The sequence below is a fragment of the Pyramidobacter piscolens W5455 genome (assembly GCF_000177335.1).
Classification (GTDB): Bacteria; Synergistota; Synergistia; order Synergistales; family Dethiosulfovibrionaceae; genus Pyramidobacter; species Pyramidobacter piscolens.
Genome location: NZ_ADFP01000007.1, coordinates 1 through 26,049 on the forward strand (window position 1 = coordinate 1; position 26,049 = coordinate 26,049).

Genomic DNA, 26,049 nt, shown 5'->3' on the forward strand with positions numbered 1-26,049 from the left:
TAAAGCAGCCGGAGGCTGACTTCCCGAATCTCGTCAGCTTCCGGCCGTTTTTTTTGCATTTTCCTTTTCGACGCGGACTCAGCTTCTGCGCCAGTACTTTTCCTCGTTGATCGGAAACAGCTCGTCGGTCGTGCGGCGGATGTCGCCGACCGCCTCGAAGAGTTCCCGCGCCGCCAGCAGCGCGTCGCGGAAATCGAGCAGCGCCTCCACGCGTTCGATGCGCCGCTCGCCCGCCAGAGTGGAAGGCAGCTCCGACAGCGACAGTTCCAGATCTTCCTCTTCGGCGCCGCGGTGCTGGGAGCCGAGCAGCTGCCGCTTGTGAGACCAGTCGATCCGATCGGCCACGCAGCGGCACAGCGAACCGAGAAAAGCGCGACTCTCATCCAAGCCGGTCAGCGGCGCCGCGCCGGCCGTGCAGAGTTTTTTCAGCGCCGTCGCGCAGCGCCGCATCAAAGCGACCATCTCCAGCGTTTCTCCAACGGAACGGCGATCGCGCGGCTCGCAGCGGTCGAGGCAATCCAGCGCCAGTTCGTCGAGCACTCCGGCCTGATGGGCCGTCTGCAGCGAATTGGAGGGCTGGTTCTCCTCGAAAGAACCGGCCGCGCTCTCCACCATGAAAAGGAACGCCTTGAGAAATTCCAGGAAGCTGCGCTGCAGCGGCGCAAGGTCGCGCCGCTCGAAAAATTCGGGACGAATCACTCTTTTCACCGCCCTATCGGGTATAATGAGGGACGAACAAGCCCTGTTTTCCGCGAAATTCAACGTCGCTTCAACGATTATAATCGAATCCTCGCGAAAAGGAAGGCTTGAATCGTTTTTCGGCGGCGCGTTCCGCCGCGCGTTTTTTCAGCACACACATTTTTGCGGAGGTCGAGTCATGAGAGTCGCTACTTTTAACGTAAATTCGCTGCGCAGCCGCCTGCCGATCCTCGAACGCTGGCTGCCCGGCGCGGGCGTGGACATTCTGGCGCTGCAGGAGACGAAAGTACAGGATCAGGAATTCCCCCTCGCCGACATGGAACAGCTCGGCTACCGGGCCGCCTTCCGCGGCGAAAAATCCTACAACGGCGTCGCCATCCTCTCGAAGCGAGAACCCGACGAAGTGATCCACGGCTTCAGCGACGGCGTTTCGCCGCTCTGGGACACGCGCCTGATCGCCGCGCGTTTCGGCGACATCTGGATTCTCGATACCTACGTGCCGCAGGGCAAGGAGATCACCCACCCCGACTACGAGGCCAAAAAAGAATTCCTGCGCCGTACCGCCGCGCTGATCGCCGCGCGCAAGGACGAAAAACTGCTCTGGACCGGGGACCTCAACGTCGCCCCCACCGAACTGGACGTCACCAATCCCGCCAACAAAAAGGACCACGTCTGTTTCGTCAAGGAGCTGCGCGACCTCTTCGCGGAACTCTGCGCGCCGCTGGTCGTCGATCTGCTGCGCGTCCACCACCCCGGCGAGGAGCTGTACTCGTTCTTCGACTACCGCATCAAAAACGCGCTCGAACGCCGCATCGGCTGGCGCATCGACCACATGCTCGCCACGCCCGCGCTGGCGGGGCAAAGCCGCGCCTGCTGGATCGACACGGAGCCGCGCGGCTGGGAAAAGCCCTCGGATCACACGCCCATGCTGGCCGACTTCGCCGACTGACGGCAGAGGAAAACGCCATGAAATGGATGAGCGAACTGCTGATGCCCGTTTCGCGCGGGCGTTCCTCGAGACTGCGCGATCCCGGCCTGGCCAAAATCGCGCAGGGCGGCTACGGCTTGTGGAACCCCAACGACAAAACGCTGATCCTGCTGCCGGAGGGGAAAATCCTTTTCCAGCGCGCCGAGGATTTTCTGCTTCGCAGCCTCGAAGCTTTCCGCCCCCAGCGCCTCGACTGCGGCGCCTCCGCCCGCGGCGCCCTCGACGCTGCCGTGCGCCTGGTCAAACGCGCCGGCGACCTGCCGGTATGCTTCGCCGAGCGCCGCGGAGACAAGCTCAACCTGCTGGGACTGCACGGCGACTTCGAAGCCTCGTTCGAGATGTCCAACGACGCGCTGCGAGCCGTCGGCAGCGCCGCCTGCGCGCTGGGCGTGAGCCTGCGCCGCGTCGACCGTCTGACGCCCGAGGGGCACCGCGTCGATCTGTTGTGCCGTTCGGAGGCGCCGCTCCGCGGCGAAGAGGGGCTGGCCTGTCCCGGCTGCGGCTGGCTGGCCGCCTTCGACAGTCCCTGCCGCTTCGCGGAAGCGCCGGCGGACGCCGCGCCGGAAGAGCTGCGCGAAGTGCCTACGCCCGACTGCCCCACCGTCGAAAAACTGTGCGGCTATCTCAAGATCGCGCCGTCGCAGATCGTCAAATGCATGTTCTATGCCGTCGAGGGGCGCGGTCTGGCCGCCGTGATCCTGCGCGCCGACCGCCAGGTTTGCCTGGAAAAAGTCCGCGCCGCGTTCCAGGGCGCGTCCGTCCGCCCCGCCGAACCGGACGAACTGGCCGCCGTCATGGGCGATTCGGCGGGCTACATGAGCCCCGTGGGCCTGCCCGCCTCGGTAACGCTGCTCGCCGACTCCAGCGCCGTCGGCGTCAAAAACGCCGTCGTCGGCGCCAACAAGCCCGGCTTTCATAAAACGGGCGCTTGCTGGGGCCGCGATTTCAAGACCGACTTCGTCGCCGACGTGACGCTGCTTCAGGAGGGCGATCCTTGCCCCAACTGCGGCGCGGCGCTGAAAACGAGCGAGCTGCGCCCCGTCGCCGTTTTTCGCCCCGTCGATCCCGCCGGCCTCGCCGAACCGTCGCTGACCTTCTTCAACGGCTCCGCTAAAGTCCATGTCCCCGCGTGGAGCGCCGAGATCGACCTGACGGCGCTGCTTTCAGCGGCGATCGAAAACGCCGCGAGCTGGCCCGCCGAAGTGGCTCCGTTCGACACTTATATCTACTGGGAAGGCGAAAAAACTCCGGACGCGCTCGCGCCGCTGATCGGCGCGCTCGAAAGCGCCGGGCTCCGCGTCGTCGGCGACGACCGCAGCGGCGCGTTCGAGAGCCGTCAGGCCGAGGCCGCGGCGATCCGCGCGCCGCAGACCGTCTGCCTCAAAAAAAGCGAAGACGGCTGGCTGTTCGACGTGACGCGGGACGGCCGCGCCGAAACGCTCTCGCCCGCACAGTTTGCCGCGCAGCAGGAAACTTTTTCGGCGACGGCGCGCCGTCCGTTCCGGACGTGATACAATGAAAGCACCACGAAAAGGAGCGTGCTGAACATGAAACTCGATCTCAGAAAAAAGCGGTTCCTCATTTCGATAGGCCTGCTGCTCTGCGGCGTGTTCGCCCTCTATCCTTATCTCGTTTCCAATCCCGGGCGCGATCTGCTCAAGAGCGTTTCGCGGCTGGACAAACCGCTGCCCGCTTCGGTGATGACGTCCATCGCCCTCGGCCAGGCTCTCGTTGAAAAGGGACGCGAGCAGGCCGTCGTCAGCGGCCATGAGCAGGCCATCGCCGCCCTGACGGACAAAATCGGCGTCAACGTCGAGAATTTGAAAAGAGAGCTGCTCGCCATGCCGCCGCATTCCACGCAGCTGTCCCCGGGGGCCCGAGCCGCTTACGAGACGCTGGAAGCGCAGCTGAGGGGTTTCATCGTCTCCCTGGCGGAAAGCGGGAAGTAGCCGTGCCCTTCGCGTTGACAAAAGAAAACGCCGCCCTCTTCGGGCAGCGGGTAAACGCCGTGGTGCGCGGCTATATCGAGGCGCAGAACAGCATCTTCAAGTTCTCGTTTCTGAAAGCGCTGGGGTTGAAGCGCGTCGATCCCGCGGCGGCAGCGGCGAAAGCCGACGCACTGAGGACACAGGCGCAGTCCATGCTTGACGAAGTGCGCGAACTCAAGCTTGAGGCCGGAGATCCGCTGCACGAGTTCTTCATGACCATCCGCCCCTATCTGCGCAGCCTGCAGACCGCCATGACCTTCTTCATCGACCTCTGCAATTCCATGACCGCCGCTCAAGCGGACACACGTTCCCGTTATTGGAAAGAACGCTACAAAAAGGATCTCGAAGAGCTTCAGCAGAAAGAGACCGATTATCTCGCGATCGGCAACGAGCTGAACCAGCGCTGGAAAAAGATCGCCGAAAAGCAATGACCGTGCAAAAAACGGGGCCGGCTTCCCATCAGGGGAGTCCGGTCCCGTTTTCTCTGCAAAGCTACTTTTGTTGCAGGCGGCGCGTGATCTCGTCGAACTCGCGGCGCACGCCCGAGCTGTCGAAAGCCTGGATCTCCGGCAGCTGCATCGCCGCCAGCATGTCGAACAGCTGCATGCTCGACTGGACTACCGCGTTCATGTCGCTGATGTGCTGCACCGTCGCGTAGGTGTTGGCCGCCACCTCGCGGTCGCGTTCGATGCTGCGGATGCAGTTCTGCACGCTCGCTTTCTGGTTGTCCAGCAGTTTCAAATACTGTTCGGCCGCCTTCACCGTCATCTCGTTGGAGGCCGCGTTGCTGCGGAAGATCGCTTTCTGAGCCGCCGAGAAGTCGCTGCGATTCAGCGCCGCGCGGGCTTCTTTCAGGCTGGCGGCGGCGCCTTCGGAAATCTTTCTCACCTGCGGCCGCCATTCGCCGTCGATCTTGTTCACAAATCCGTGCTGCGTGTCCAGCAGCACGTCGATCAGCGTCACGTACATGCCATAATATTTACGGGCGATGGACGTGTCGTCTTTGTTCTGCGCCATAAGCTGCGTCAGCTGCGCCGTGACGCCTTTGACGTTCTCGAAGATCACGGCGTTGCGCAGCAGGCTGTCGCCGACCACCGACGAGAACAGCACGTCGGCCTGCGCGTCGGTCAACTTCAGTCCCCAGCCGCGCAATTCCGCCGCGATTGCCTCGCGGATCTGCGCCAGCTCGTCGCGCAGACGCTCGACGTCTTTCTCGGCCGCGGCGATCGTTTCCTCGCAGTCCTTCACCGTCTTCACAAACGGATTGTAGGACTTCTGCGGCGCGCCGATACGCTTGTTCTTGTATTCTTCGATCCTCTGATACAGCCGGGGCAGACGTTCTTTGATCTCCTCGGAGCGATCCGCCAGCTTGAGCGTCTCCGAGGAAAGCAGAATCCCCTGGGCCCGGCGCAGCAGCTTGGCGATCTTGGCCCCTGTTTTTTGCTGGTCGGCGCCCAGCCAGGAACTTTCCGGCAAACGTTTTTGCTTCTCGCGCAGGACCGTGGCCTCGTCAAGGGTCCCCGTCAGATTTTCCCAGTCCGACATCACCGCTTCCGGCAGCGCGGCGCAACTCCGCCCCGCCATGACCGCGCCGGCCAGCGACAGCAGCACGGCCAGCCGCAGCGCGTCCCTGAAAACTTTCATTCCTTCCGTACCCCCTTGGATTCTCCCGGGTGATCTCGTGTATCGCGCCATTTTCATACAGGAAAGCGGCGCCGATGTCAATGACGATTTGCGCAATATCCAAAACTCCACCGTAAAAAAACGAAACGGATCGACGCCGAAGTTCCCTTTGCTCCGCACCGAGCGAAGGGAAACGTTGTTTCAGGCGCGCTGGAGCCGCCCGTCGATCTGTCGCAACCGGCGGTGCGAAAGAACGATGAGCGCGAAGAAAATCATCGCCCACCCCGCCGCCGTGGCATGGGCAATGGCAGGAATCCCCAGCAACGGCACCAGCCAGAACGAGAGGATCACGCGCAGGATGATCTGCAGCAGCGAGACGACCATAACGACGCGGAACTCGCCCAGCCCGCGCAAGAAACTCTGCATCACCACGTCGACGGCGCTGAGCGCGAGGTACACCGACTGCGGCCGCAGATACAGGCTGCCTGCTTCGATGATCACGGAGTCCGAGCCGTCGGGCACGAAAATGCCCATGATCGCCGCGGCGTTCCGAAACACCAGCGTACAGGCCACGCTCACGTACGCCAGATTCATCACAAAACTCGCCCGAACTCCGGCCCGCACGCGCTCCGCGTGTCCCGCTCCCAGGTTCTGAGCGATGAACGTCGATTCGGCCGTGGAAATGCCCTCGTAAGGCATGACCACGATCGCCTCGATGCGCGTCGCCGCGTTGTAGCCAGCCACCACGTCGGCTCCCATCGGATTGACGCAGCCCTGCGTGAGAAAGCGCCCCACGTAGACGATAATGGACTGCAGCGCCGACGCCCAGCTGTAGCCGATCGTCTGCCCCAGCGCCGCGCGGTCGACGGCGCAGTCGCCGCGGCGGAGCGCCAGCAACGGTTCGTAACGATAAACATAATAAATGCAGGCGCCCGACGAAAACATCTGCGACAGCACGGTGGCCAGCGCCGAACCGCGCACGCCCAACCCCAGCGCGCCAACGAAGAGCAGATTCATGGCGATGTGCAGAGCCGACGCCGCCGCCTGAAAAACGAACGGGATCTTCGAGTTGCCGATGCCGCGCAGCGCCGAGGCGTAATAATTGTACAAAAACGAGAAGATCAGCCCCGCGAAAACGATGTTCAGATAGGCCATCGTCTCGTCGCGCAGTTCCGCCGGCGCTTTCGTCCACGCCAGAACGCCGCGCGCGCCGCACAGACACAGGGCCGTCAGCCCAAGCGTGAACAGCGCGCCGAAGATCAGCGCCGTGGACATGGTTTTCTTCAATTTTTTCGTGTCGCCGGAACCGTAGATCTGCGCGATCAGCACGGAAACGCCGGTGCACCCGCCGGCCAGAAAAAACACGACGATAAACAGAATCGGCGTGGCCACGCTGACCGCCGCCAACGAACGGCTGCCGAGAAAACGGCCGACGATGACCGCGTCGACCGTGATGTACAACTGGAGAAAAAAATTCCCCACCATGATGGGCAGCGCAAAGAGAAAAACGGGCCGGAAGACGCCGCCCGAGAGCATCCGTTTCTTTGGCTCGGCAGCTTCCATCCGGCCGCCCCCGCAGGGACTCATCGCTCAGCGCCGAACCTGGCCGCTGCCACGAATCTTGTATTTCGTGCTGGTCAGCTGTTCGATGCCCATGGGGCCGCGGGCGTGCAGCTTCTGCGTGCTGATGCCGATTTCCGCGCCCAGGCCGAAGACGCCGCCGTCGGTAAAGCGCGTTGAGGCGTTCACGTAGACCGCCGCCGCGTCGACGCGATCGAGAAACTCTTCCGCCTCGGCGTAATCGGTCGTGAGGATACTCTCGGAATGTCCCGTGCCCCAGCGGGCAATGTGCGCCAGCGCCTCGTCGAGCGAGTTCACGATCTTGACCGAGAGGATCAGGTCGAGGTACTCCGCCGCCCAGTCCTCGTCGGCGGCCGATTCCATATCCGCAAAAATCTCGCGGGCTGCCGTGTCGCCGCGCAGCTCCACGCCATGAGCCACCAGCGCGTTGGCCACGGCCGGCAGGACCTTCGGCGCCACGTCTTTATGAATCAGCAGCGTTTCCATGGCGTTGCACGCCGAAGGCCGCTGCGTTTTGGCGTTGATGACGATCGGCACGCACATTTCCGGATCGGCGGAAGCGGCGATATACGTGTGGCACACGCCGTCGCCCGTCATGATGCAGGGCACGGCACAGTGCTCGCGCACGGCTTTTTTCAGACCGCGGCCGCCGCGAGGGATCAGTACGTCCAGATCGTCCAGCTGCATCAGCGCCGTCGTCGCCTCGTGCCCGGGCACGTCGAGCAGCTGAATGCAGCCTTCGGGCAGCCCCGCGCTGGAGATGGCCCCGATCAGCGCGCTGACGATCACACGGCTGGAATTCATGGCTTCGCTCCCGCCGCGCAAAATCACCGCGTTGCCCGACTTGAGGCAGAGCGCCGCCGTATCGGCGGTCACGTTGGGACGCGACTCGTAAATGACGCCGATCACGCCGAGCGGCACGCGCACTTGCGCAATCTTCAGTCCGTCGGAATTGACGTAGCCGCGCACCGTCTGGCCGATCGGATCGGGCAACGCCGCCACCTCTTCGATGCCGACCGCCATATCTTCTACGCGGTGCTCCGTGAGTTTCAGCCGATCCAGCATCGCCTGGCCGAGGCCGTTTTCCTCCGCGCCGCGCACGTCGCGTTCGTTGGCCTCCAGAATGTCGTCCTTATGGGCGCGCAGCGCCGCCGCCATGGCCCGCAGCGCTTCGTTTTTCTTCGCCGAGCTGGCCTGTGCCAGCACGGCCGCGGAAGCGCGGGCCTTCTTTCCCATTTCGTGCAAAATCAACGATGCGTCCATGATCATCCCCCATTTCTCAAACACCGTGGTCTAAAGCACCGTCAGATTATCGCGGTGAATAGCCTCGTCAAAGTCCTTCTCGCCCAGCAGCGCTTCAAACTCGTCGCTGCGGTGCCCCATGATCTTTTTCAGATCCCGCGAATTGAAATTCGTCAGGCCGCGGGCGATCTCCTGCCCGTTCGGGGCCAACACCGCCAACAGACGGCCGGCTTCGAATTCGCCGTTGACGGCCGTGATGCCCTTGGCCAGCAGACTGCCGCCCTGCTCCGTGAGCGCTTTGACGGCTCCCGCGTCGATCGTCACCGATTCGAAGGGGCGGTTGGCCGCGATCCACTGCTTGCGCGCGTGGCGGTGCTCCACCGGCGGGATGAACAGAGTGCCCAGCACTTCGCCGGCGAGGATGCGGTGCAGCACGTTCTCCGCCGCTCCGGAAGCGATCACCAGCGGGATGCCCGCCGGCAGCACCACGTCGGCAGCCGTGATTTTGGTGTACATGCCGCCGGAGGACATGCTGCTGCCCTTGCTGCCCGAGTTGTCGCGGATGCTCTGCGAAACGGCGCGCACCTCGTGGATCAGCTTGGCATCTTTGTGGACGCGAGGATCGGCATCGTACAGCCCGTCGATGTCGGAAAGGATGATCAGCAGATCGGCGCCGGCGGCGCAGGCCACTAGGGCCGACAGCGTGTCGTTGTCGCCGAACTTGAGTTCGTCCACGGCGATCGTGTCGTTTTCGTTGATCACGGGAATCACGTTCATGTCGGCAAGAGCGTGCATCGTGTTGCACAGATTGAGATAGCGCGAGCGGTCGTTGAAGCCGACGCGAGTCAGCAGGATCTGTGCGGTCGTGCAGCCGTACTCGGAGAAAAGTTTTTCGTACATCTGCATCAACAGCCCCTGCCCCACCGCCGCCAACGCTTGCTTGACCGGCAGGCTGGCGGGTTTTGCGGAGTAACCGAGGCGCCCCATGCCGGCGCCGACCGCTCCCGACGAAACGAGCAGCACGTCGGTACCGCGGTTGTGAAGGTCGGCCAAAGCGCGGCAAAGCCTGCCCATGCGCTGGATATTGATTTTTCCGTTACCGTGCGTGATCGTGCTCGTGCCGACTTTGACCACTACGCGGCGACATTTTTTCAGCTCGCTGCGATCCAATGAAACGCACCTCCCCCTGTTGAAACATTTGTATTTCATTTCGATCCCCAAACGTGTGGTTTATTGTACCACGAAAAACCGGCGATTTCGGCGCGCCCCAACCACGCCGCTCCGTAACTTTGTCACTGACAAAAAGGGGCCTCTCGTTTATACTTGTCTCGTCGATAAAAAAAGCCCGGCTCGCGGCCGGGCAACTTCAGCGACTTACAGGAGGAAATAAAAAATGACGCCGATCGTCCTTACCAGTGAAAATTTTCAGAGCGAAGTCCTTCAAAGCAGCGAACCGGTGCTGATCGATTTCTGGGCGCCGTGGTGCGCGCCCTGCCGCGCTTTTTCGCCCGTCCTCGACGAGATCGCCGCCGAAGCCTCGGGCTTCAAAGTCGGCAAGGTCAACGTGGACGAGCAGCCCGAACTGGCGGCTTCGCTCCGTATCATGAGCATCCCCACGCTGATCTTGTTCAAAAACGGCGCTCCCGCCGGCCGCACCGTCGGCGTGCAGTCGAAGGAAAACGTGCTCGCCCTGCTCAAATAAGCGGCGCGAGAAACATGCCCCGAAAACGAGCGCAAGCGCCCGGCGGACTGGTCCGCCGGGCGCTTGCGCTCTGCAATGTTCCGATTCACTTTTTTGCCGTCAGCTGCGCCAGTTTGTCCGGCGCAACCAGTTCGATGCAGCCGCGGGAAAGCCGCGCCATGCCCTCGGCCTGGAAGTAACGCAGCATCCTCGTCACCACCTCGCGGGCCGTGCCCAGGTGGGCGGCGATCTTCTCGTGAGTGATCTTCAGCTTCCCCGTCCCTTCCAGCTCGCTCTCCTTCAGCAGAAACTCCGCCAGACGGGCGTCGAAACTTTTCCACAACACCTGTTCGACCAGCCAGAGAATGTCGGACAGATGGGAGGCCGCGAGCTCGCCGATGAAATTCGCGAAAACCAGCGAACGCGCCACCAGACGCTTGCATGCCGCCGGCGGGATCACCCACAGCCGCGAGTTTTTTTCCGCCTCGACGCTGACGTCGAAACGAAGCCCCGGCACGGCGCAAGTGGCCGAAAACAGGCAAATGTCGCCGGGAACGAGGCGGTGCAGCGTCAGCTCGCGTCCCTCCGGAGAGATGATAAAGGCGCGGATCTGCCCGTCCATGACGGCGATCAGGCCGTCGCAGTCGGCCGAACCGGTATGGAGCGGCGCGCCGGCCTCGACGCCGCGGACGAGCGCCGCCGCTTCCAGCTCCGACTGTTCGTCCGCCGTCAGCCGCCCCCAAAACGGGAAACAATCTTTTAATTCGATGAAACCCACCTTCCTTCGCCGTCCATACCGGACAAATCCTCATGACAAAGCCGCCGAAAGTTTTTCGGCGGCTTTTGTTTACTCGGAAACTGCGGCCAACTCCCGTTTGGCGCGGCGGCGCGGCGGCCGGGCGCTGAACGCGAGCGCTTCGCCGTCGAGAACGCAGTCCACCGTGGAGCCGTCGGGCACCTCGCCGGACAGGATCAGATCCGACAGGGGGTCTTCGATCTTCGTCTGGATCAGGCGGCGCAGCGGCCGGGCCCCCTGATTCTGGGCCGCCGCGGCCCTGAGCAGGAACTCCCGCGCATCTTTCGCCATGGAGAGGATGATGCCGTGCTCGCCGAGGCGCGCGCGCAGGTCGAACATCATGATGTCGAACACGCGCGTCATCTCTTCGGCGCTGAGCGGATGGAAGACGAGCTGCGCGTCCACGCGGTTGAGGAACTCGGGGCGGAAGAACTCCTTCACGGCGCCGAGGACCGCTTCCGACTGCTTTTTCTTTTCCGCCTCCGCGGAAGCGGAGAAACCGAGCCCCGCTTTCGCCGTCTCGCGCACGCCGAGGTTGCTGGTCATGATGACGACGGTGTTCTTGAAATCGACCGTGCGCCCGTGGGCGTCGGTGAGCCGTCCCTCTTCGAGGATCTGCAGCAGCAGGTTGAACACGTCGGGATTGGCCTTTTCGATTTCGTCGAACAGCACCACCGACCAGGGATGACGACGCACGGCCTCGGTGAGGCGGCCTTCCTCGTCGTAGCCCACGTAGCCGGGCGGCGCGCCGATCAGCTTGGCGGCTTCGTGGCGCTCCATGTACTCGCTCATGTCGAAAGCCAGCAGGGCCTTTTCGCTGCCGAACAGCGCGCGCGCCAGACAGCGGGCCAGTTCGGTCTTGCCGACGCCGCTGGGGCCGAGGAACAAAAAGCTGCCCACGGGACGGCGCGGGTCTTTCAGGCCGCTGCGCGAACGGCGCACGGCGCGGCAGAGCGCGCTCACCGCTTCGTCCTGGCCGACGAGGCGCTGATGGATCTCCGACTCGAGGCGCAGCAGGCGCTGAGCTTCGTGCTCGGTCAGAGTCTTGACGGGGATGCCGCTCCACTCGGAGAGCACGCCGGCGACCTCTTCCTCGTCGACGGTCAGCCCTTCGGGGATCTGCCGCCCGTCAAGGTCAAGGCGCACTTTCGCGCCCGCTTCGTCGATCAGGTCGATGGCCTTGTCGGGCAGGCTGCGGTCCGACAGATAACGGCTGGACAGTCGCACGGCGGCTTCCAGCGCGCCTTCGGTGTAGCGCACGCTGTGATGTTTTTCGTAGCTTTCCTTCAAGCCCTGCAAAATGGCCAGCGCCGCGTCCTGATCGGGCTCGCCGACCGCCACGGGTTGGAAACGTCGCTCCAGCGCCGCGTCCTTTTCGATGTTCTTCGTGTACTCGTCGCGCGTCGTCGCGCCGATGACCTGAAATTCGCCGCGAGCCAGGCTGGGTTTGAGGATGTTGGCCGCGTCCAGCGAGCCTTCGGCGCTCCCCGCGCCGACGACGGTGTGCAGCTCGTCGATGAAGAGGATCACGTTTTTGGCGGCAGTCAGCTCGTCGACGATTTTTTTCATGCGGTCCTCGAACTCGCCGCGGTATTTGGTGCCGGCTACGAGCGTTCCCATCGTCAGTTCCACGACGCGCTTGCCCTTGAGCAGCGAAGGCGCGGAACCTTTTTGGATCTTGTAGGCCAGCCCTTCCACGATCGCGGTTTTGCCCACGCCGGGATCGCCGACCAGCACGGGATTGTTCTTGCGGCGACGGCAGAGGATCTGCATCATGCGGTGCATTTCCTGCTCGCGCCCGATCAGCGGATCGAGTTCGCCTTTGGCGGCTTTGGCCGTCAGGTCGACGCAGTACTTGTCCAGCGTCGGCGTTTTGACATCCGCCGCCGGGCGGGCATCGCCGTTTTCTTTGTCATTCTCCGCTTCCTGGCGGCTGGACTGCGCCAGCAGCTGTTTTTTCAGGCTGACACGCAGGTTTTCCGTGTCGAGCCCCAACTCCGCCAGAGCATGGCAGGCCGTGCACTCCGGCGCGGACAACACGCCGAGCAGCAGGTGTTCGGTGCCGACATAGCTCGAATGGAGCTCGCGGGCCAGATGGATGGCCGCATTCAACACGCCGCGGGCCCGATCCGAGAGCGGCAGGTCGACAGGCTGCGCGTACGGCGCCGCGGGCGGGCGCAGGGCAAGGATCTCGCGCGCCACGTCTTCGGCGGCCAGTCCGGCTTCTTTCAAAGCCAGCGCCGCCACCGACGACTCTTCGGCGATCAGGCCGATCATCAGATGTTCCGTGCCGATAAAAGCGTGTCCGAGGCGCAGTGCCTCACGATGCGCGATCTGGATCACACGTTTGCTTCGTTCCGTAAAAAACTGCCACAAGGCACTCCCCTCCTTGATCGTTTGGGATAATTCTCAAATCTCAGGCCAGATCGAGGCCGCAAAGCATTTTTTTGAGCATCTCGGCCGCCAACAGACTTTTCTTGTAGGGAGACACGTCGAACATGCTATCGCAGAGTTCGCCGATATGGCGCAGCGAAATCTCGATCAGCAGGCGCTCGCGGGCGTTGATCATACCGCGCGCCTGAAGCGAGCACAGCAGGCGTCTGGCATCCGCTTCGGAGATGGAGTCGCCGACAATCTTGACGATATGCCGGGCGCGCTCTTCGGGCATGTCGTAGCTGATCTTCATGATGCGGATGTAGCCGTGGCCGCCACGCTGGCTCTCGACGATATAACCGCGTTCGGGCGTGAAGCGGCTCCTCAGCACGTAGTTGATTTGGCTGGGAACGCAGCCGAAACGTTCCGCCACGTCCTTGCGGCGCAATGAAACGCGATCGGCGTCGGCGGCCCTGTCCTGCTCTTCCCGTTCGAAAAGTTCGTTGATGTAGCTCTCAATGACCTCGGTCAAACTGCTCATTCAAGGTTCCTCCGTTCCTTCTTTCAGAACTGGAACGATTGTAGCGCATTGGTCAAATATAGTCAAGAACTGGTCAGGATTATTTTTGACCAACTTTATTTTCCGTGCCGCCGGCCAAGCGCTTCAAGTTGTCGCGATGGCGCCACAGCGACAGTGCCGCCAGCCCCAGCGCAAGCATCACGAAAGCGCGGTGAAGCCCGAAAAAGCCAAAAGCTCCGGCGACAAACAGCAGCGCCGCCAGCGAAGCCACGGAAACGTAACGCGTGGTTTTCATGATCAAAAACCAGAGCGCGCCGCCCAGCAGCACCGCCGCGCACGACGCCCACATCTGCACGAAAAACAGCGTGCCCAGCGTCGTGGCCACGCCTTTGCCGCCGTGAAAGCCGAGCCAGACGGGGCAGTTATGTCCGCATACGGCCGCAAAAGCGGCCAGCGCCACCGCCGCGTCGTCGCCGCCGAAAGCGCGGCACAGCATGACGACGGCGCCTCCCTTGAGCATGTCCATAATGGTCACGAACACGGCCCACTTTTTCCCCATCACGCGGCCCACGTTGGTGCCGCCCGTGTTTCCCGAGCCGAGCGTGCGGACGTCCTCGCCCTTCATGATTTTAACCGTCAGATAGCCCGTGGGAAACGAGCCGAAAAGATAGCCGATTGCCGCCCAAAGCGTCTGTTCCATGCCGCTCTTCTCCTCTTGATGTTTTTATCAGCGTTTCGCCCCAAACAGGGCGCGCCTCACAAAGAAAGCCGCGGAGCTTTCCGAAGTTTTTCATTCCGCAATTCGTTTTCCACAGACGGCGGATTAGCCTCAGTCCTTCGTTTTTTGCCGCCGCACCGCAAAGGCGTCAGCAACCTCCGCCCCCAATCCACGCGGACGGATAAAGATCGGGTTGATGTCCAGAAGTTCGATGTCCGGTTCCGCACAGCCCATCTGTGACAGCGTTACGATCTGCTGCGCCAGCGCCTCCACGTCCATGGGCGTGCCGGACCATTCGCCGGAGATGAGCGGGTACCCTTTGAGGCTCCTGACCATATCCATGGCCGTTTCCAGCGAGACCGGCGCCACGCGCAGCGAAATGTCCTTCATCAAACCGTAATAGGCGCCGCCCAGCGCCACGGCTACGACCGGGCCGAAGAGCGGGTCACGCTTGATGCCGATCATGCATTCGATGCCGTCGGTAACCATTTTCTGAGCCACCACGCCCTGAATCTCCGCTCCGGCATGGACGCGGCTGGTGCGTTCGAGGATGCGCCCGTAGGCGTTGCGCAGCTCTTCCTCGGTGCGCAGGTTCAGCGCCACGGCACGAGCCTGCTGCTTGCTGGCGAACGACGGCGAGACCACCTTCAGCACCAGCGGGAAACCGATGCTGTGCGCCGTTTCCAGTACCTCGGTTACCGAAGTGCACAGACGGTGCGTAACCGTCTTCAGTCCATAAGCATCGACCAGCGCCATGGCGTCGCGCTCGCTCAGCCGCAGCGGGCAGCGGTCGAGGAACGGATGCCGCGCCGGCTTGCAGAGCTCGTTCATCGGGCGGACATCGCGGCCGATGCGCCACAGGGCGGCCAGGGCTTCGGCGACGCGACGCGGGCTGCTGAACAGAGGTACGCCTTCCATGTTCATGCGTCGCACCATTTCGTCAAGCGGGCGCCAGCGACTCAGACAGCAGCAAGCCAGCGTTTTGCCGCCGCGGCGATGCGCCGTCCCCACGGCGCGGGCCAGACGTTCGCCTTGGGCGGCCGTCAGCGAACCGGTAGTGACAAGGATCATGTCGCATTCTTCGCTGGCCTGCAGCGTATCGAGAATCCGATCCAGCGCCCCTTCGCGGTTGAGCGCCTGCTCAGACAGGTCGGCCGGGTTGGCGGCGCTGGCCCAACGAGGCAGCAGGGCCTGGATCTTCCCTCTCAGCACAGGTGAAAATTCGACCACGTCCAGTCCGGCTTCGCGGCACTGGTCACCCTGCATCATCGCCAATCCTTCGGACAGCGCCAGCACCGCCACGCGATTACCCTGCGGCGGCAGCCCCAATGAGGACAACTTGCCGAGATCGACGATCTGTTGCGCGTCGCTCAGCAGCACCACGCCGAACTGGCCGGCCACCGACTCCCACATGATCGAGTCGGTCCAGGCGGCGTCAACATGGCGCCGCGCCAAACGGTCGCGAAACGCCTCGTTCACGCCGCTTCGCAGCACCACCACCGGCAGCCGGCGCTCCGCCGCGCGCGAGGCCATGGCGAGAAAATCGCGCCCCTGCGACAGCGACTCGAAGCTGAGGATCAGCAGCGTCGTCATCGGGTCGCCGATGGCCTCTTCCATGCAGTGCAGCAGTTCGCCGTCGCTGTCGGCGCAGTTGCCGAGGGAAACGACGCGGCGGAAGCGGACCCCCGCTTCTACGGCCATGGCGTAAAGCGAAAACGGCACCGTGCCGCCCTGCGCGATCAGCGTCACATGACGTTCCTGCGGCGGGCTGTCGGGCATTCGCACGGCCGCCGACCAGCACAGCGCCAGCCGCCGTTCCCAGTCGAAAAATCCTTGGCTGCCCGGCCCCAGCGCATGGCCGCCGCCTGCGCGGTATTCTCGCAACAGCCGCCGCTCTTCTTCGCGTTCCAAGCGCGGGCAGCCGATAATCACAAAACCGATCCGCCGCTCGAGGCATTGTTTCAACAGCGGCGCGCAGTTCGTGCAGCCCGGCGAGATCATGACCACGTCGATTTTTTCGTCGGGCCATTCGGCCGCCGCGGCGCTCTCGCGGCACACCGCGAAGAAATCCCCGCGCCCCAGGTCGCTCATCAGCGCCAGCGGGCGCAGATCGGTCCCCGTGCCGTCTCCGTCGCCGACGATCAACAGTCCGCGGTCCCACATAGCGATTCCTCCTTGCGTTCTTCATGACGTGAAGATTATATCCCATCGCCCAAATCCTGTGAAGTTTGCGCCACCGCGGCGCCATCCGCGCCCGACGAATTAAAAAGAGCGCCCCGGCAAAACCGGAACGCTCTTTTTCGCTTGGACTGATGAAACCTTGGTTGAGGGAGAGATTACTTCTTGCCCTTCTTGGCAGCCTTGGGAGCGGGCTTCTTGGCAGCTTTCTTGGCGACGGTGGCGTCGACGGCCTCGCGCAGAAGCTTGCCGGCCTTGAACACAGGTACTTTCTTGGCGGGGATGTGGACAGTCTTGGAAGGATCCTGAGGATTGCGGCCCGTACGAGCGCTGCGCTGACGTACTTCGAAAGTGCCGAAGCCCACGATCTGGACCTTGCCCTGCTTCTGCAGCGTGTCCTTCACGCCTTCGAGCATGGCGGCCACCGCGTTGGCAGCGTCGACCTTCCGAAGATTCGTCTTTTCCCTTACGAACTCAACCAATTCAGCCTTTGTCATTTTTCAGACACCTCCACACAGGATTTGGTACTCAACGATGTGAGTATATCACAGCATTCGCGCCTGACAAGCCCCCCAAGAGCGGATTTCTGCTGATTTCGCGTTCTGAAACGGGCTCCCCCATGGCTTGCGAAAGGGGCATAATACAAATTTTTGCAGTAAAAGCCATTTCTAAAAGCATATACGGCTCTTCCTGATACTGCAAAACGAGAAAATTTCTGCTATGATAAAGAACATCGAAAAAACTTCATTTTTTTTGCTTTTTCATGAAGGAGGACGGTTGCTCATGTATTCAATGGCTCACGTCGGGATTCGCGTGCAGGATCTTCATCGGTCGCTTCGTTTCTATGTCGATGCCCTCGGCGGCATGAAGGACAAGGAGTTCAAAATGCCTTCGGGATCCCATCTGGTCTTCGTCAGGTTTGCGGACTTCTCCGTAGAGCTGATTTACAAGCCCGGTGACGACCGCGTTCCAGGGCGCAATCACTTGGCAATTTCCGTCCCGTCCATGGAAGACGCCCTCCGGCGCCTCGGCGGCTGCGGCTTTGACGCCGGCCCCGTCCGCCCCATGGGGGATCATGCCCGCAACTGTTTTCTCAGTGGCCCCGACGGCGAGATCATTGAACTTTGCGAAGGCAGCCTGTAGCCGCCGACAAAAAATCCCTGTCTCAGCAGACAGGGATTCCGTTATTCGCTCCACCGCGTCATTGCCGTTTTTCGGCCCGCATTTCTCCCATCTCTTCTTCGTAGTTCCGGATCAAACTGCCGACCGTCGTTTCTTCAGCGATTTTATTCACCATGGAATTAAGATTCTGCCAGAAATGGGAAGAAGCGCAAACATGACCGCGCTGATGCGCCAGCTCGCACCCCTCCGGCGTCGTGCACTCGGGAAAGATAATCTGTTCGCCGGCGGCTTTCAGCACTTCGGCAACCGTGATCGTATCAGGATCGCGAACCAATTCATAGCCGCCGCGGGCGCCCCTGTAACTGCGCAGGATCCCGGCGCGGCGCAGTTTGGATACCAACTGCTCCAGATATGTGTCAGAAAGATTCTCGGCCTTGGCCACGTCGCTGACGCTGACCGGCAGCCCGCTCCGGGCCATTTCGGAGATGGCGATGACCGCGCGCAGTCCGTAATGAGCCCTTGTTGAAACTTTCATTGAAAAGAACCTCCGTCTCTGTCGGGTTCGACAAACTTCATCGGACAAAAATCCGTAACGTGCCTCTCGGACAAATTGAACATCTTTTATTTATACGTACAGTGTCGCTAAACTATATCACAAAAACGTCTGACAGTATAGACAGGAATTCAGTTGTCCTCTCAAATAGGCCGCCATCCCAAGTTTCGAAAAGATCGAACGATTTTTTCGAGCGCCGCGGTGCGAAGCACTGCATTTTCAACGATGCACTTTGATTGAGAATAATATCATACTTTTTCTTGATTAAAAAGTCGAACGCAGGGGCGCGGCGAGGAAAATTCACAACGCACGCCGCGCAGCAGCCGAGATCGTCCCGAGCGGCTGGACTTCCTCACGGCGCCCAGCAAACCATGGTAATACTTCCTATGCAAGAATCAGTATCGGCTTACCGACACTTCAGCGAGATCGTTTAAGGAGCCCTGACCTACCATGAACAACTTCCCCGATGCCGCCCAGCAGCAGTTCATCAAGATGACTCAGTCGCCTCTGCGGCCTCTGATTCTCGGCTTGGCCATGCCAACCATCTGCAGCATGCTGATCACTTCCTTTTACAACATGGCCGACACGTTCTTCGTGGCCCGTATCGGCACCAGCGCCGCCGGCGCCGTCGGCGTGGTCTATTCGCTGATGGCGATCATTCAGGCGATCGGTTTCATGTTCGGCATGGGAGCCGGCAGCATCGCCTCGCGGCGTCTGGGCGAACGGAAAGACGACGAGGCCCGAACAGCCACCTCGTCGGCGTTTTTCGCCGCGCTCGCGTTCGGCCTGCTGGTCGCCGCCGGCGGGCTGATCTGGCTGGATCCTTTTATGAGGCTGCTCGGATCGACGGAGACCATTCTGCCCTTCGCGCGTCAATACGCCCGCTGGATCCTGATCGGCGCTCCGCTGATGACGACGTCTTTCGTGATGAATACCAATCTGCGTTCCGAAGGCAAGGCTTTCTTCGCCATGCTCGGCATCGTCACCGGCGGGCTGCTGAACGTGGTGCTGGATCCGCTGTTCATCTTCACGTTCAAAATGGGCATCGCCGGCGCCGCCATCGCCACCGTGCTGAGCCAGTGCGTCAGTTTCTCCATTCTGATGTCGCACTTCATTTTCAAACGCACGGTGCTGCGCATCAGCCCGCGGTATGTGTCCCGTTCGCCCGCCTTTTACGGTCTAATCGTCCGCACCGGCATGCCGACGCTGTTTCGCCAGGGCATGGCTTCGCTGGCCAGTATCGCGCTCAACACCAGCGCCGCCGTCTACGGCGACGCCGCGCTCGCGGCCATGGCCATCGTCATGCGCGTGTCCATGTTCATCGGTTCCATCTTGATCGGCTTCGGGCAGGGTTTCCAGCCCGTGGCCGGCTACAACTTCGGCGCCAAGCGCTACGACCGCGTCATCGAAGCGTATAAATTCTGCGTCCGTACCGGCCTGATCGTGCTGACATGTCTGGCGGCGTTCTTTTTCGTCTTTGCGCCGCAGGTCATCGCCCTGTTTCAAAATACCGATCCGCGCGTTTCTGAGATCGGCTCCTTCGCCTTCCGCGCCCACTGTGTGACGCTCGTCACCCTGCCCGTGACCGCTCTCACCGACATGCTGTTCCAGGTCACCGGGCGCTACAAAGAAGCGTCGTTCCTTTCCGGCGCCCGGCGCGGCTTCTTCTTTATCCCCTGCGTCATCATCCTGCCCCGCTTCATCGGCCTCACCGGCATCCAAATCAGCCAGCCCGTCGCCGACGTCCTCTGCGCCTGTTTCTCCATCCCCCTCGTCAGAAATTACCTCAACTGGATGCGCACGCAGACTTCCGCAGTGAGAACAAATTCCACCACAGAGCAACGGAGAAGCGGAGAATGACAAACTCTAGGTTGCACGTGATTTCCCCTGCTCTCAACTCTTTATGTGATGAAATCGTCAACGGGGTATTTGCCGTACATAAATCTCCGGGCCCCGGACTTCCGGAGCGAGTTTATCAGACATGATGCCTCGCTCACAAGCTCCAACTGCGACGCCTCAAAGTTGAAACCGGTTCATACCGCACAGCTTCTTTCATATATGAAACTCACGAGAAAGACTTTAGGGTATCTTATCAATTTCAACGTTCCGCTGATAAAAGACGGTATTCATCGTCTGTTCCTTCCCTATTCAGCTCGACTTCCGCGGACAATATCATAATAAGCTTAATATTCTCTTTGCATTGCTCCGCTTCGCCGCTTCTCCGTGGCGGGTTTTGTTTTGAGGACTTGACGCCAATCGAACGCGTGGTATAATGCCCTGTGTCACGCGGAGGTGGCGGAATTGGCAGACGCGCAAGACTAAGGATCTTGTGGAGCAATCCATGGGGGTTCGATTCCCCCCCCCGCACCAAACTGTGAACACGAAAAGCGGCTCCGTACGAAGGCACGATTCGTACGGAGCCGCTTTTTCGTTCCCGATCATGCCGGAGCTCGCGGCGTCCAACGGCATTCCGCGACGGATCCGCGCGCTGCCGCTGTCGTTGCGGGAAAACTTCAGTGTTTGCGATTCTTCCTCACAGGCTCTGCTTCAGCAGATCGAGATACAGCATCCCCATGACATTTGTGCTCGACACGGCGACTTTTTTATCGTCTCCCAAATACTTGCCGATTTCCCTTTTGACCCTGTCCAGCTCTTTCTCTCCGTATTCAGGCCCGTAAAGCCAGCTCGTGTAGCGCAGATAGAAATTCTCCGGATCGACGCGTTCTTCTCGATGACTCACGTGTGTCCAAAAGTCAGGATAATAGCCGTCGGCCAGCAGGAGATTGAGAAAATAAACGATGTCGCAGCCTCCGTGCGTATGCGCCTCCCGCCCCAGGGCTGCCGCAATTTTTTCCAGAAAGAGGTCTTGAATCCTCAGCCACGAGCTGATGAAGAGTCCTCTTCGGGGCAGCGCGACGATTTTGGCGTAGTTTTCGTAGTACGAGATGACGGGGCTGTTGGATATGAACACGTAGTCGTATTTTTTCTCGGGCGCAAAATCCTGAAAGGCGACATTGCGGATGGTCGCCGCCGCGCCGTCGTATCCCGACTGCGAGAGATAGTCCCGCGCTTCCCTCGCCATCTCCACGGAGGGCTCGAGTCCTTCGGCCAAAGCGCCTTCGTCGAGGAGGCGCTTTAGATAGCGTCCGGCTCCGCAGCCGACGTCGATCACGCTGCGGCCTTTCAGCTCGGCTCTCGATTTGAAGAATTCGAAAACGCCGCTGTCGTCGGCACTGGCCGACGCTTTCCGGAACTCGCGCGCCCGTTTGTTCCACATGGCGTTGGATTTTTCCATGTCCTGCCACGGCTTCGACAGTTTTTCGATACAGACGGCCTTTATTTCATTCATCGATCTGCGCCTCGCGGAAGCTCTTCGGGTATGTTTCCATCAGTTCGCGATACACGTCTTTGCCGACGAAAGCCGTATAGATCTCCGCGCCTTTCCGTTCGAGATCGACGTCGGCGAAGCGGTCGGGATGAACGACCTTGCCGATGGAGTACATGTCCAGTATCGCGGTATCGTAATTCATGCCGTACGTAAAATACGGCATGATCGCGTACGCCTTGCGGTTCCGAAAGGCTTTCAGCGCCTGATAAAATCCCGGATCCGCTTTCATGTCCTCGGCGAGAAGCGCTTCTCCGCTCAGATCAAGAATGATGATTTCGGGATCGAGGTCGAGCAATTTCTCCTTGTCGATCACGACGCTGACACTCTCCGTCAGATTGTCCATGACGTTGTTCGCCCTGACGGTCGTCAGCAGATCGATGTGGGATTTTGTGGACAGGATCCCCTGCGTGCCTCTGAAGCTGCATCCGCCGATGTAAACGGTCTCGCCGTTCTCGGGAAGGTCCGCCACGCGTTTCCTCAGATCTTCCTGCGCGGACTTCATGAATCGAATGACCGCCGCGGCTCTCTTCTCGGCGCGCATCGTTTTCCCGATGATCTCGAAGGTGCGGTAGGCGTCGTCGCCGAAGATTGCGCCCCTCATGCCCGCGCCGATCCCGACAATCGGGACGTTCAGTTTCTTTTGCAGTTCATCCAGCTCTTCCTTTGTGTTCTCATACGCGATGAACACGACATCGGGGGCCTGATACGCGATCTGCTCGTCATCGGGAGAGAACTTCGGGCCGCCTTTCCCGACCGTCTGTATTTTGCGCAGCTCGGGATAGGCATGGTGAACGGACTGCCCCATCAGGCTGTGTCCGCTTTTGGCCGTCTCTTCGATTCCAACCAGCCGGTCGGCCCCGCAGACATACGCGTACTGCTGCAGCACGCCATGCCCCAGCGCCAGGACTCTTTCCGGGACTTTATCGAAAGCGATCTCCCGGCCGGCAATATCCGTCACCGTATATGGAGCGGCAGTCGTGGACCGCTCCTGGGCGACTCCCCGCATTCCTTCGTTCACGTGCCACGCCGCAAACATCATCAAGGCAAGCGACAAAAACGTTCTCTTCTTCATCCGTTCCTCCTAATTCAGAATAATAACCTTCCTGTTTCCGTACGTCTGCACGGCGACGTCCAGACGGTATACCTCTTTGATCGCCTCCCGGGTGACGACGCTGTCGTCTCCGTAGGCAAATACGCGCCCTTCTTTCAGCATCAGGAATTTATCGGAAAACTGAAGAGCAAGATTGATGTCGTGGATGCTGACGATCGCCGCGATCCCCTTTTCCCGGCAATATTCTTTCAACAATCTCATGACGTCAAGCTGATTTTTGATATCGAGGTTGCTTGTCGGCTCGTCGAGAAGGATGATCTCCGGCTCCGGCTCCTGCGCCAGCGCTCTCGCGAGCACGACTTTTTGGAACTCTCCGCCGCTGAGCGTGCTGGCATCACGCATCGCATACTCTTCCAGCGCCAGTTTGCCGAGGATCTCCTCCACTTTCCGGTAATCCTCTTTCGAAACCTCCCTTTTCACATACGGGACCCTGCCGACCAGAATCATGTCGAACACGGTGCTTTTTATCGGCTCATTGTACTGGCCGACGCAGGCCATCATCTGCGCCGCTTCGCGCCTTCGGAGGCGGGCGAGATTTTTCCCGTTCAGATAGACGGTTCCGAACGACGGCTTCAACGTTCTGTCGAGATTTTTCAGGAGCGTGGATTTGCCGGCGCCGTTGATACCGAGGAGAGAGACAAAACTTCCCCGTTCGACTGCGAATTCGACGTTCCGCAATATGTACCTATCGTACTTGAACGCAAGATTCTCGACCTTTATCAGGCTCATGCTATCTTTCCTTCAGCAAGATATATACGAACACCGGCGCCCCCAAAGCGGACGTAATCGCGCCGACCGGCAACACGAGCGGCGCTGCCGCTGTCCTGGCAAGAGCGTCGCCGACGAGAACGATCAGCGCGCCCATCAGCAGCGTCGCCGGGATCATATAGCGTTTGTCCTCGCCGATAACCCGCTTGACCATGGACGGAGCGAGGATCCCCACGAATCCGATAATGCCGGCAAAAGCCACGCAAACGCCCGTGTTAAGGGCGGCGATCAAAATCGACGCATTGCGGAGCAGCTTCGTGTCGACCCCCAGAGAATGCGCCGTTCCCTCTCCCATATCCATCGCGTTGAACCGCCAACGCAGCGCATAGACCGCCCATATCGAAAGGACGGTAACCGTCGCGACGATTTTGATCTCGGAATAATCGATCCTGCCCAAATCGCCAAAGGTCCACGCCACGGCGGACGCCAGCTCGACGTCGTCAGCGAAAAACTGCACGATCGTCATCATGGCGCCGAAAAGGGCGTTCAACGCCACGCCGCCCAGCAACACGGTCGTCCTGTCGGATCTTTTCAGACTGGAAACGACCAGCACCAGAACCATGCACAGCATCGCCGACAAAAACGAAACCGCGCCGGTTGTCAATGCGCTCGTCCGCATCCCCAGCCGGACAAAGACGATCAGCGCGACGTTCGCGCCGAAGGCCGAAGCCGAGGATATGCCCAGCGTGGACGGGGACGCAAGCGGATTGTTCAACGCGGACTGGATGACCATTCCCGACAGGGCGATGCTCATGCCCACAAAGAAGCCGCCGATGATCCTGGGCAGGCGAATGTCGAAAACGATTCTGGCGTGTTTTTCGATCCCGCGGCCTGCCAGGGCTTTCAGGCTTTCGCCGACGGTCATCCCCGAAGAACCGATATTCAGCGACAACGCAGCCGTTGCAGACAACAAAACGATCAGCAGCACGATAAACGACATTTTTCGGGAGAGGTATTTCCGGTATTGCACCTGCAATTCAGTTTCTGCGATTTTCATCTGCCTTCATCTTCCTGCATAAATTCCGAGGACTGAACGGGAAGCGCGTCCCCCTGAAAGTGGAAACGGATTCATTATGCATTAGTCCCTTCTAACTGTCAACAATCGGATGTCGGCGCAAGAGAAACGCTCGCCTGAAAATATTTAAGAATTCAAGACGCCATTTATTAATTTTAGCGCCTTCTTCGCCGGTTCATTTTCATTTTGCTATTGACAATTCAGCCGCCAACGAGGATACTTTATTTTCGTTGACGCGATTCCCGCGTCTTATTTAGGGGATGAAACGCCGGGGGCGGCCCTGCAAGCGAGAAGGAGCGGTCCTTTGGAAATCCCTTGCGATTCTGGGAGGAATTACGAAGTGACCGCAGCAAGTTTTAGAGATTTCAATCTGCCCGAGAGTTTTCTTGCCGCTCTCGATCAACGAGGCTTTACGACGCCGACGCCGGTTCAGGCACAGGTGCTGTCGCAGCCCAATCTGGACACGGACATGGTCGTGCAGGCGCGCACGGGTTCCGGCAAGACGCTGGCTTTCCTTCTGCCCCTGCTGAGCGAACTCGAAGGCGGAAGCAAAAAGCCCCGCCTGCTGGTGCTCTCGCCGACGCGCGAACTGGCGATGCAGAACGCCAGCGAGTCGGAATTTTTGGGCCGCATCAGAGGCGTCGGCACGGCGAGCATCGTCGGCGGCATGAGCATGGAGCACCAGATCTTCCAGCTTCGGCACGGTGCCTCGGTCGTCGTCGGCACGCCGGGGCGCGTCCTCGATCATATCCGCCGCGGCACGCTCGACCTGAGCGAGATCGAAACGCTGGTTCTCGACGAAGGCGACAACATGCTCGACATGGGCTTCCGCGACGAGCTGGAAGCGATCCTCGAAGCCGCCGTGAACCGCAAAAAGACCTGGCTCTTCTCGGCGACGATGCCCGACTCGGTGTTTTCGCTCTGCAGGCGCTATCTCAAAGAACCGATGCGGCTGGAGCTGAACCACGAAGAGGAACAGCACGAAGACATCGTGCACCGCGCGTATCTGGTGCCTTCGCGCCAGCGCATGGAAGCGCTGGTCAACATCCTGCTGTGGGAAAAGCCGGCGCTCTGCCTGATATTCTGCCACACCAAGACCGATACGGGAGAGGTGGCGGGCCGTCTTCAGGAGGAAGGGCTGATGGCTCTGGCGCTGAACGGCGACATGACGCAGCGCGAACGCAGCAACGCCCTGGAATCTTTCCGCACCGGGCGCATTCCCATTCTGGTCGCCACCAACGTGGCCGCCCGCGGGCTGGACGTGCAGGGCGTCAGCCACGTGATCCAGCTGGGGCTCCCCGACAACATGGAGACCTTCGTGCACCGCTCCGGGCGCACCGGGCGCGCCGGACACGAAGGCAGCAACCTGCTGCTGCTGACGCCGCAGGAATCGGGGCGCTTCAAGTTCATGCTCCGCAGCTCCGAGATGAAGGTCGAATGGCTGAAAGTCCCCGACATTCAGGAGATCAGCGTCATTCAGCGCGAACGCCGCGAAGAATCGCTGCTGGAGATCGTTCCCGCGCCGGAGGTCCGCGCCTGGGCCGAGTCGCTCCTCGAACGCAGCGACGACGCGGCGGACCTCGCGGCCAAGCTGCTCTCGGCCGCAGTCAAGGACATCCCCACGGGCTACGCCCTGAGAGACTCGCTCCAGCGCGAGCTTGACCAGCGCCGCGAGCGCGCCGCGATCCGCCGTGAAGGGCGCGCC

25 protein-coding genes and 1 tRNA gene are annotated in these 26,049 nt (G+C 60.9%); 10 read left to right on the forward strand and 16 right to left on the reverse strand.

Features of this window, described 5'->3' with window-relative positions; all coding sequences use genetic code 11:
* Positions 1-78: 78 nt before the first annotated feature.
* Positions 79-699, reverse strand: coding sequence for a hypothetical protein (locus HMPREF7215_RS00215; RefSeq protein WP_009163528.1), 621 nt, complete (start codon positions 697-699; stop codon positions 79-81).
* A 178-nt stretch (positions 700-877) separates the two neighbouring features.
* Between HMPREF7215_RS00215 and xth the strand changes: the two genes are divergently transcribed.
* From xth to HMPREF7215_RS00235, 4 genes are read left to right on the forward strand one after another with little or no spacing between them, the layout of a single operon-like run.
* Complete coding sequence (gene xth, locus HMPREF7215_RS00220; protein WP_040549917.1) at positions 878-1,648, forward strand: exodeoxyribonuclease III; 771 nt, start codon at positions 878-880, stop codon at positions 1,646-1,648.
* A 17-nt stretch (positions 1,649-1,665) separates the two neighbouring features.
* Positions 1,666-3,198 carry a YbaK/EbsC family protein gene (locus HMPREF7215_RS00225; RefSeq protein ID WP_009163530.1) on the forward strand — a complete coding sequence of 511 codons (1,533 nt, stop codon included), beginning with the start codon at positions 1,666-1,668 and terminating at the stop codon, positions 3,196-3,198.
* A gap of 36 nt (positions 3,199-3,234) precedes the next feature.
* Positions 3,235-3,636, forward strand: a complete 402-nt coding sequence (locus tag HMPREF7215_RS00230; protein ID WP_009163531.1) for a hypothetical protein — start codon at positions 3,235-3,237, stop codon at positions 3,634-3,636.
* Positions 3,637-3,638: 2 nt separating this feature from the next.
* A complete protein-coding gene (locus HMPREF7215_RS00235; protein WP_009163532.1) occupies positions 3,639-4,106 on the forward strand; it encodes a hypothetical protein in 468 nt (155 codons plus the stop codon).
* Positions 4,107-4,167: 61 nt separating this feature from the next.
* Here the strand turns inward: HMPREF7215_RS00235 and HMPREF7215_RS00240 are convergent, their stop codons facing one another.
* From HMPREF7215_RS00240 to proB, 4 genes are all read right to left on the reverse strand, one after another.
* Entirely contained in the window at positions 4,168-5,319 is a 1,152-nt protein-coding gene (locus tag HMPREF7215_RS00240) for a hypothetical protein (RefSeq protein ID WP_009163533.1), read from the reverse strand.
* Positions 5,320-5,499: 180 nt separating this feature from the next.
* A complete protein-coding gene (locus HMPREF7215_RS00245) occupies positions 5,500-6,861 on the reverse strand; it encodes an MATE family efflux transporter (RefSeq protein WP_009163534.1) in 1,362 nt (453 codons plus the stop codon).
* A gap of 27 nt (positions 6,862-6,888) precedes the next feature.
* Positions 6,889-8,142: a glutamate-5-semialdehyde dehydrogenase gene (locus HMPREF7215_RS00250; RefSeq protein WP_040549923.1), complete on the reverse strand. Its 1,254-nt coding sequence runs from the start codon at positions 8,140-8,142 to the stop codon at positions 6,889-6,891.
* A 30-nt stretch (positions 8,143-8,172) separates the two neighbouring features.
* Positions 8,173-9,291, reverse strand: coding sequence for a glutamate 5-kinase (gene proB / locus HMPREF7215_RS00255; RefSeq protein WP_009163536.1), 1,119 nt, complete (start codon positions 9,289-9,291; stop codon positions 8,173-8,175).
* Between the two features lie 223 nt (positions 9,292-9,514).
* Here proB and trxA point away from each other — a divergent pair, with 223 nt between their 5' ends.
* Positions 9,515-9,823: a thioredoxin gene (gene trxA / locus HMPREF7215_RS00260; RefSeq protein ID WP_009163537.1), complete on the forward strand. Its 309-nt coding sequence runs from the start codon at positions 9,515-9,517 to the stop codon at positions 9,821-9,823.
* 85 nt (positions 9,824-9,908) lie between these two features.
* Here the strand turns inward: trxA and HMPREF7215_RS00265 are convergent, their stop codons facing one another.
* The 6 genes from HMPREF7215_RS00265 to HMPREF7215_RS00290 all read right to left on the reverse strand — a co-directional run bounded on the left by HMPREF7215_RS00265 (position 9,909) and on the right by HMPREF7215_RS00290 (position 16,884).
* Entirely contained in the window at positions 9,909-10,580 is a 672-nt protein-coding gene (locus HMPREF7215_RS00265; protein WP_009163538.1) for a Crp/Fnr family transcriptional regulator, read from the reverse strand.
* 69 nt (positions 10,581-10,649) lie between these two features.
* On the reverse strand, positions 10,650-12,974 hold the full coding sequence (locus tag HMPREF7215_RS00270) for an ATP-dependent Clp protease ATP-binding subunit (RefSeq protein WP_009163539.1): 2,325 nt from the start codon (positions 12,972-12,974) through the stop codon (positions 10,650-10,652).
* A 40-nt stretch (positions 12,975-13,014) separates the two neighbouring features.
* A complete protein-coding gene (locus HMPREF7215_RS00275) occupies positions 13,015-13,512 on the reverse strand; it encodes a CtsR family transcriptional regulator (protein ID WP_009163540.1) in 498 nt (165 codons plus the stop codon).
* 79 nt (positions 13,513-13,591) lie between these two features.
* A complete protein-coding gene (plsY, locus tag HMPREF7215_RS00280; RefSeq protein ID WP_009163541.1) occupies positions 13,592-14,191 on the reverse strand; it encodes a glycerol-3-phosphate 1-O-acyltransferase PlsY in 600 nt (199 codons plus the stop codon).
* A 129-nt stretch (positions 14,192-14,320) separates the two neighbouring features.
* Positions 14,321-16,372: an acetate--CoA ligase family protein gene (locus HMPREF7215_RS00285; protein ID WP_009163543.1), complete on the reverse strand. Its 2,052-nt coding sequence runs from the start codon at positions 16,370-16,372 to the stop codon at positions 14,321-14,323.
* A gap of 173 nt (positions 16,373-16,545) precedes the next feature.
* Positions 16,546-16,884: an HU family DNA-binding protein gene (locus HMPREF7215_RS00290; RefSeq protein ID WP_009163544.1), complete on the reverse strand. Its 339-nt coding sequence runs from the start codon at positions 16,882-16,884 to the stop codon at positions 16,546-16,548.
* Between the two features lie 286 nt (positions 16,885-17,170).
* Between HMPREF7215_RS00290 and HMPREF7215_RS00295 the strand changes: the two genes are divergently transcribed.
* Positions 17,171-17,530 carry a VOC family protein gene (locus tag HMPREF7215_RS00295; protein ID WP_198004523.1) on the forward strand — a complete coding sequence of 120 codons (360 nt, stop codon included), beginning with the start codon at positions 17,171-17,173 and terminating at the stop codon, positions 17,528-17,530.
* A gap of 58 nt (positions 17,531-17,588) precedes the next feature.
* On the opposite strand, the gene HMPREF7215_RS00300 is transcribed toward HMPREF7215_RS00295, so the two are convergent.
* Positions 17,589-18,044: an RrF2 family transcriptional regulator gene (locus HMPREF7215_RS00300; RefSeq protein WP_009163546.1), complete on the reverse strand. Its 456-nt coding sequence runs from the start codon at positions 18,042-18,044 to the stop codon at positions 17,589-17,591.
* A gap of 468 nt (positions 18,045-18,512) precedes the next feature.
* Here HMPREF7215_RS00300 and HMPREF7215_RS00305 point away from each other — a divergent pair, with 468 nt between their 5' ends.
* The 3 genes from HMPREF7215_RS00305 (at position 18,513) to HMPREF7215_RS00310 (ending at position 20,432) form a co-directional block, all read left to right on the forward strand.
* On the forward strand, positions 18,513-19,922 hold the full coding sequence (locus HMPREF7215_RS00305; RefSeq protein ID WP_009163548.1) for an MATE family efflux transporter: 1,410 nt from the start codon (positions 18,513-18,515) through the stop codon (positions 19,920-19,922).
* Positions 19,923-19,970: 48 nt separating this feature from the next.
* The gene (locus HMPREF7215_RS14005; protein WP_083798201.1) at positions 19,971-20,240 is read left to right on the forward strand and encodes a GxxExxY protein; all 270 of its coding nucleotides are present in this window, start codon (positions 19,971-19,973) and stop codon (positions 20,238-20,240) included.
* Between the two features lie 108 nt (positions 20,241-20,348).
* Positions 20,349-20,432 (forward strand) — tRNA-Leu (locus HMPREF7215_RS00310).
* Positions 20,433-20,595: 163 nt separating this feature from the next.
* On the opposite strand, the gene HMPREF7215_RS00315 is transcribed toward HMPREF7215_RS00310, so the two are convergent.
* The 4 genes from HMPREF7215_RS00315 to HMPREF7215_RS00330 are packed head-to-tail and all read right to left on the reverse strand — an operon-like array spanning position 20,596 to position 24,326.
* Complete coding sequence (locus HMPREF7215_RS00315; RefSeq protein ID WP_009163549.1) at positions 20,596-21,411, reverse strand: class I SAM-dependent methyltransferase; 816 nt, start codon at positions 21,409-21,411, stop codon at positions 20,596-20,598.
* Positions 21,404-22,522 carry an ABC transporter substrate-binding protein gene (locus tag HMPREF7215_RS00320; RefSeq protein ID WP_009163550.1) on the reverse strand — a complete coding sequence of 373 codons (1,119 nt, stop codon included), beginning with the start codon at positions 22,520-22,522 and terminating at the stop codon, positions 21,404-21,406. The genes HMPREF7215_RS00315 and HMPREF7215_RS00320 overlap by 8 nt, the downstream gene beginning before the upstream one ends.
* 9 nt (positions 22,523-22,531) lie before the next feature.
* Positions 22,532-23,290: an ABC transporter ATP-binding protein gene (locus HMPREF7215_RS00325; RefSeq protein WP_009163551.1), complete on the reverse strand. Its 759-nt coding sequence runs from the start codon at positions 23,288-23,290 to the stop codon at positions 22,532-22,534.
* A gap of 1 nt (position 23,291) precedes the next feature.
* A complete protein-coding gene (locus HMPREF7215_RS00330) occupies positions 23,292-24,326 on the reverse strand; it encodes a FecCD family ABC transporter permease (protein WP_009163552.1) in 1,035 nt (344 codons plus the stop codon).
* Positions 24,327-24,684: 358 nt separating this feature from the next.
* On the opposite strand from HMPREF7215_RS00330, the gene HMPREF7215_RS00335 reads away from it, so the two are divergent.
* A partial coding sequence (locus HMPREF7215_RS00335) for a DEAD/DEAH box helicase (protein ID WP_083798202.1) occupies positions 24,685-26,049 on the forward strand: 1,365 nt, incomplete at its 3' end.

What these genes read in the sequence shown, in the direction of transcription:
- HMPREF7215_RS00240 (WP_009163533.1), bottom strand. Translation starts at nt 5,319, where the DNA reads ATGAAAGTTTTCAGGGACGCGCTGCGGCTGGCCGTGCTGCTGTCGCTG.
- trxA (WP_009163537.1), top strand. Translation starts at nt 9,515, where the DNA reads ATGACGCCGATCGTCCTTACCAGTGAAAATTTTCAGAGCGAAGTCCTT.
- HMPREF7215_RS00330 (WP_009163552.1), bottom strand. Translation starts at nt 24,326, where the DNA reads ATGAAAATCGCAGAAACTGAATTGCAGGTGCAATACCGGAAATACCTC.
- HMPREF7215_RS00315 (WP_009163549.1), bottom strand. Translation starts at nt 21,411, where the DNA reads ATGAATGAAATAAAGGCCGTCTGTATCGAAAAACTGTCGAAGCCGTGG.
- HMPREF7215_RS00250 (WP_040549923.1), bottom strand. Translation starts at nt 8,142, where the DNA reads ATGGACGCATCGTTGATTTTGCACGAAATGGGAAAGAAGGCCCGCGCT.
- HMPREF7215_RS00305 (WP_009163548.1), top strand. Translation starts at nt 18,513, where the DNA reads ATGAACAACTTCCCCGATGCCGCCCAGCAGCAGTTCATCAAGATGACT.
- HMPREF7215_RS00290 (WP_009163544.1), bottom strand. Translation starts at nt 16,884, where the DNA reads ATGACAAAGGCTGAATTGGTTGAGTTCGTAAGGGAAAAGACGAATCTT.
- HMPREF7215_RS00275 (WP_009163540.1), bottom strand. Translation starts at nt 13,512, where the DNA reads ATGAGCAGTTTGACCGAGGTCATTGAGAGCTACATCAACGAACTTTTC.
- HMPREF7215_RS00230 (WP_009163531.1), top strand. Translation starts at nt 3,235, where the DNA reads ATGAAACTCGATCTCAGAAAAAAGCGGTTCCTCATTTCGATAGGCCTG.
- HMPREF7215_RS00300 (WP_009163546.1), bottom strand. Translation starts at nt 18,044, where the DNA reads ATGAAAGTTTCAACAAGGGCTCATTACGGACTGCGCGCGGTCATCGCC.
- HMPREF7215_RS00285 (WP_009163543.1), bottom strand. Translation starts at nt 16,372, where the DNA reads ATGTGGGACCGCGGACTGTTGATCGTCGGCGACGGAGACGGCACGGGG.
- HMPREF7215_RS00245 (WP_009163534.1), bottom strand. Translation starts at nt 6,861, where the DNA reads ATGGAAGCTGCCGAGCCAAAGAAACGGATGCTCTCGGGCGGCGTCTTC.
- HMPREF7215_RS00320 (WP_009163550.1), bottom strand. Translation starts at nt 22,522, where the DNA reads ATGAAGAAGAGAACGTTTTTGTCGCTTGCCTTGATGATGTTTGCGGCG.
- xth (WP_040549917.1), top strand. Translation starts at nt 878, where the DNA reads ATGAGAGTCGCTACTTTTAACGTAAATTCGCTGCGCAGCCGCCTGCCG.
- plsY (WP_009163541.1), bottom strand. Translation starts at nt 14,191, where the DNA reads ATGGAACAGACGCTTTGGGCGGCAATCGGCTATCTTTTCGGCTCGTTT.
- HMPREF7215_RS00225 (WP_009163530.1), top strand. Translation starts at nt 1,666, where the DNA reads ATGAAATGGATGAGCGAACTGCTGATGCCCGTTTCGCGCGGGCGTTCC.
- HMPREF7215_RS00295 (WP_198004523.1), top strand. Translation starts at nt 17,171, where the DNA reads ATGTATTCAATGGCTCACGTCGGGATTCGCGTGCAGGATCTTCATCGG.
- HMPREF7215_RS14005 (WP_083798201.1), top strand. Translation starts at nt 19,971, where the DNA reads ATGAAATCGTCAACGGGGTATTTGCCGTACATAAATCTCCGGGCCCCG.
- HMPREF7215_RS00325 (WP_009163551.1), bottom strand. Translation starts at nt 23,290, where the DNA reads ATGAGCCTGATAAAGGTCGAGAATCTTGCGTTCAAGTACGATAGGTAC.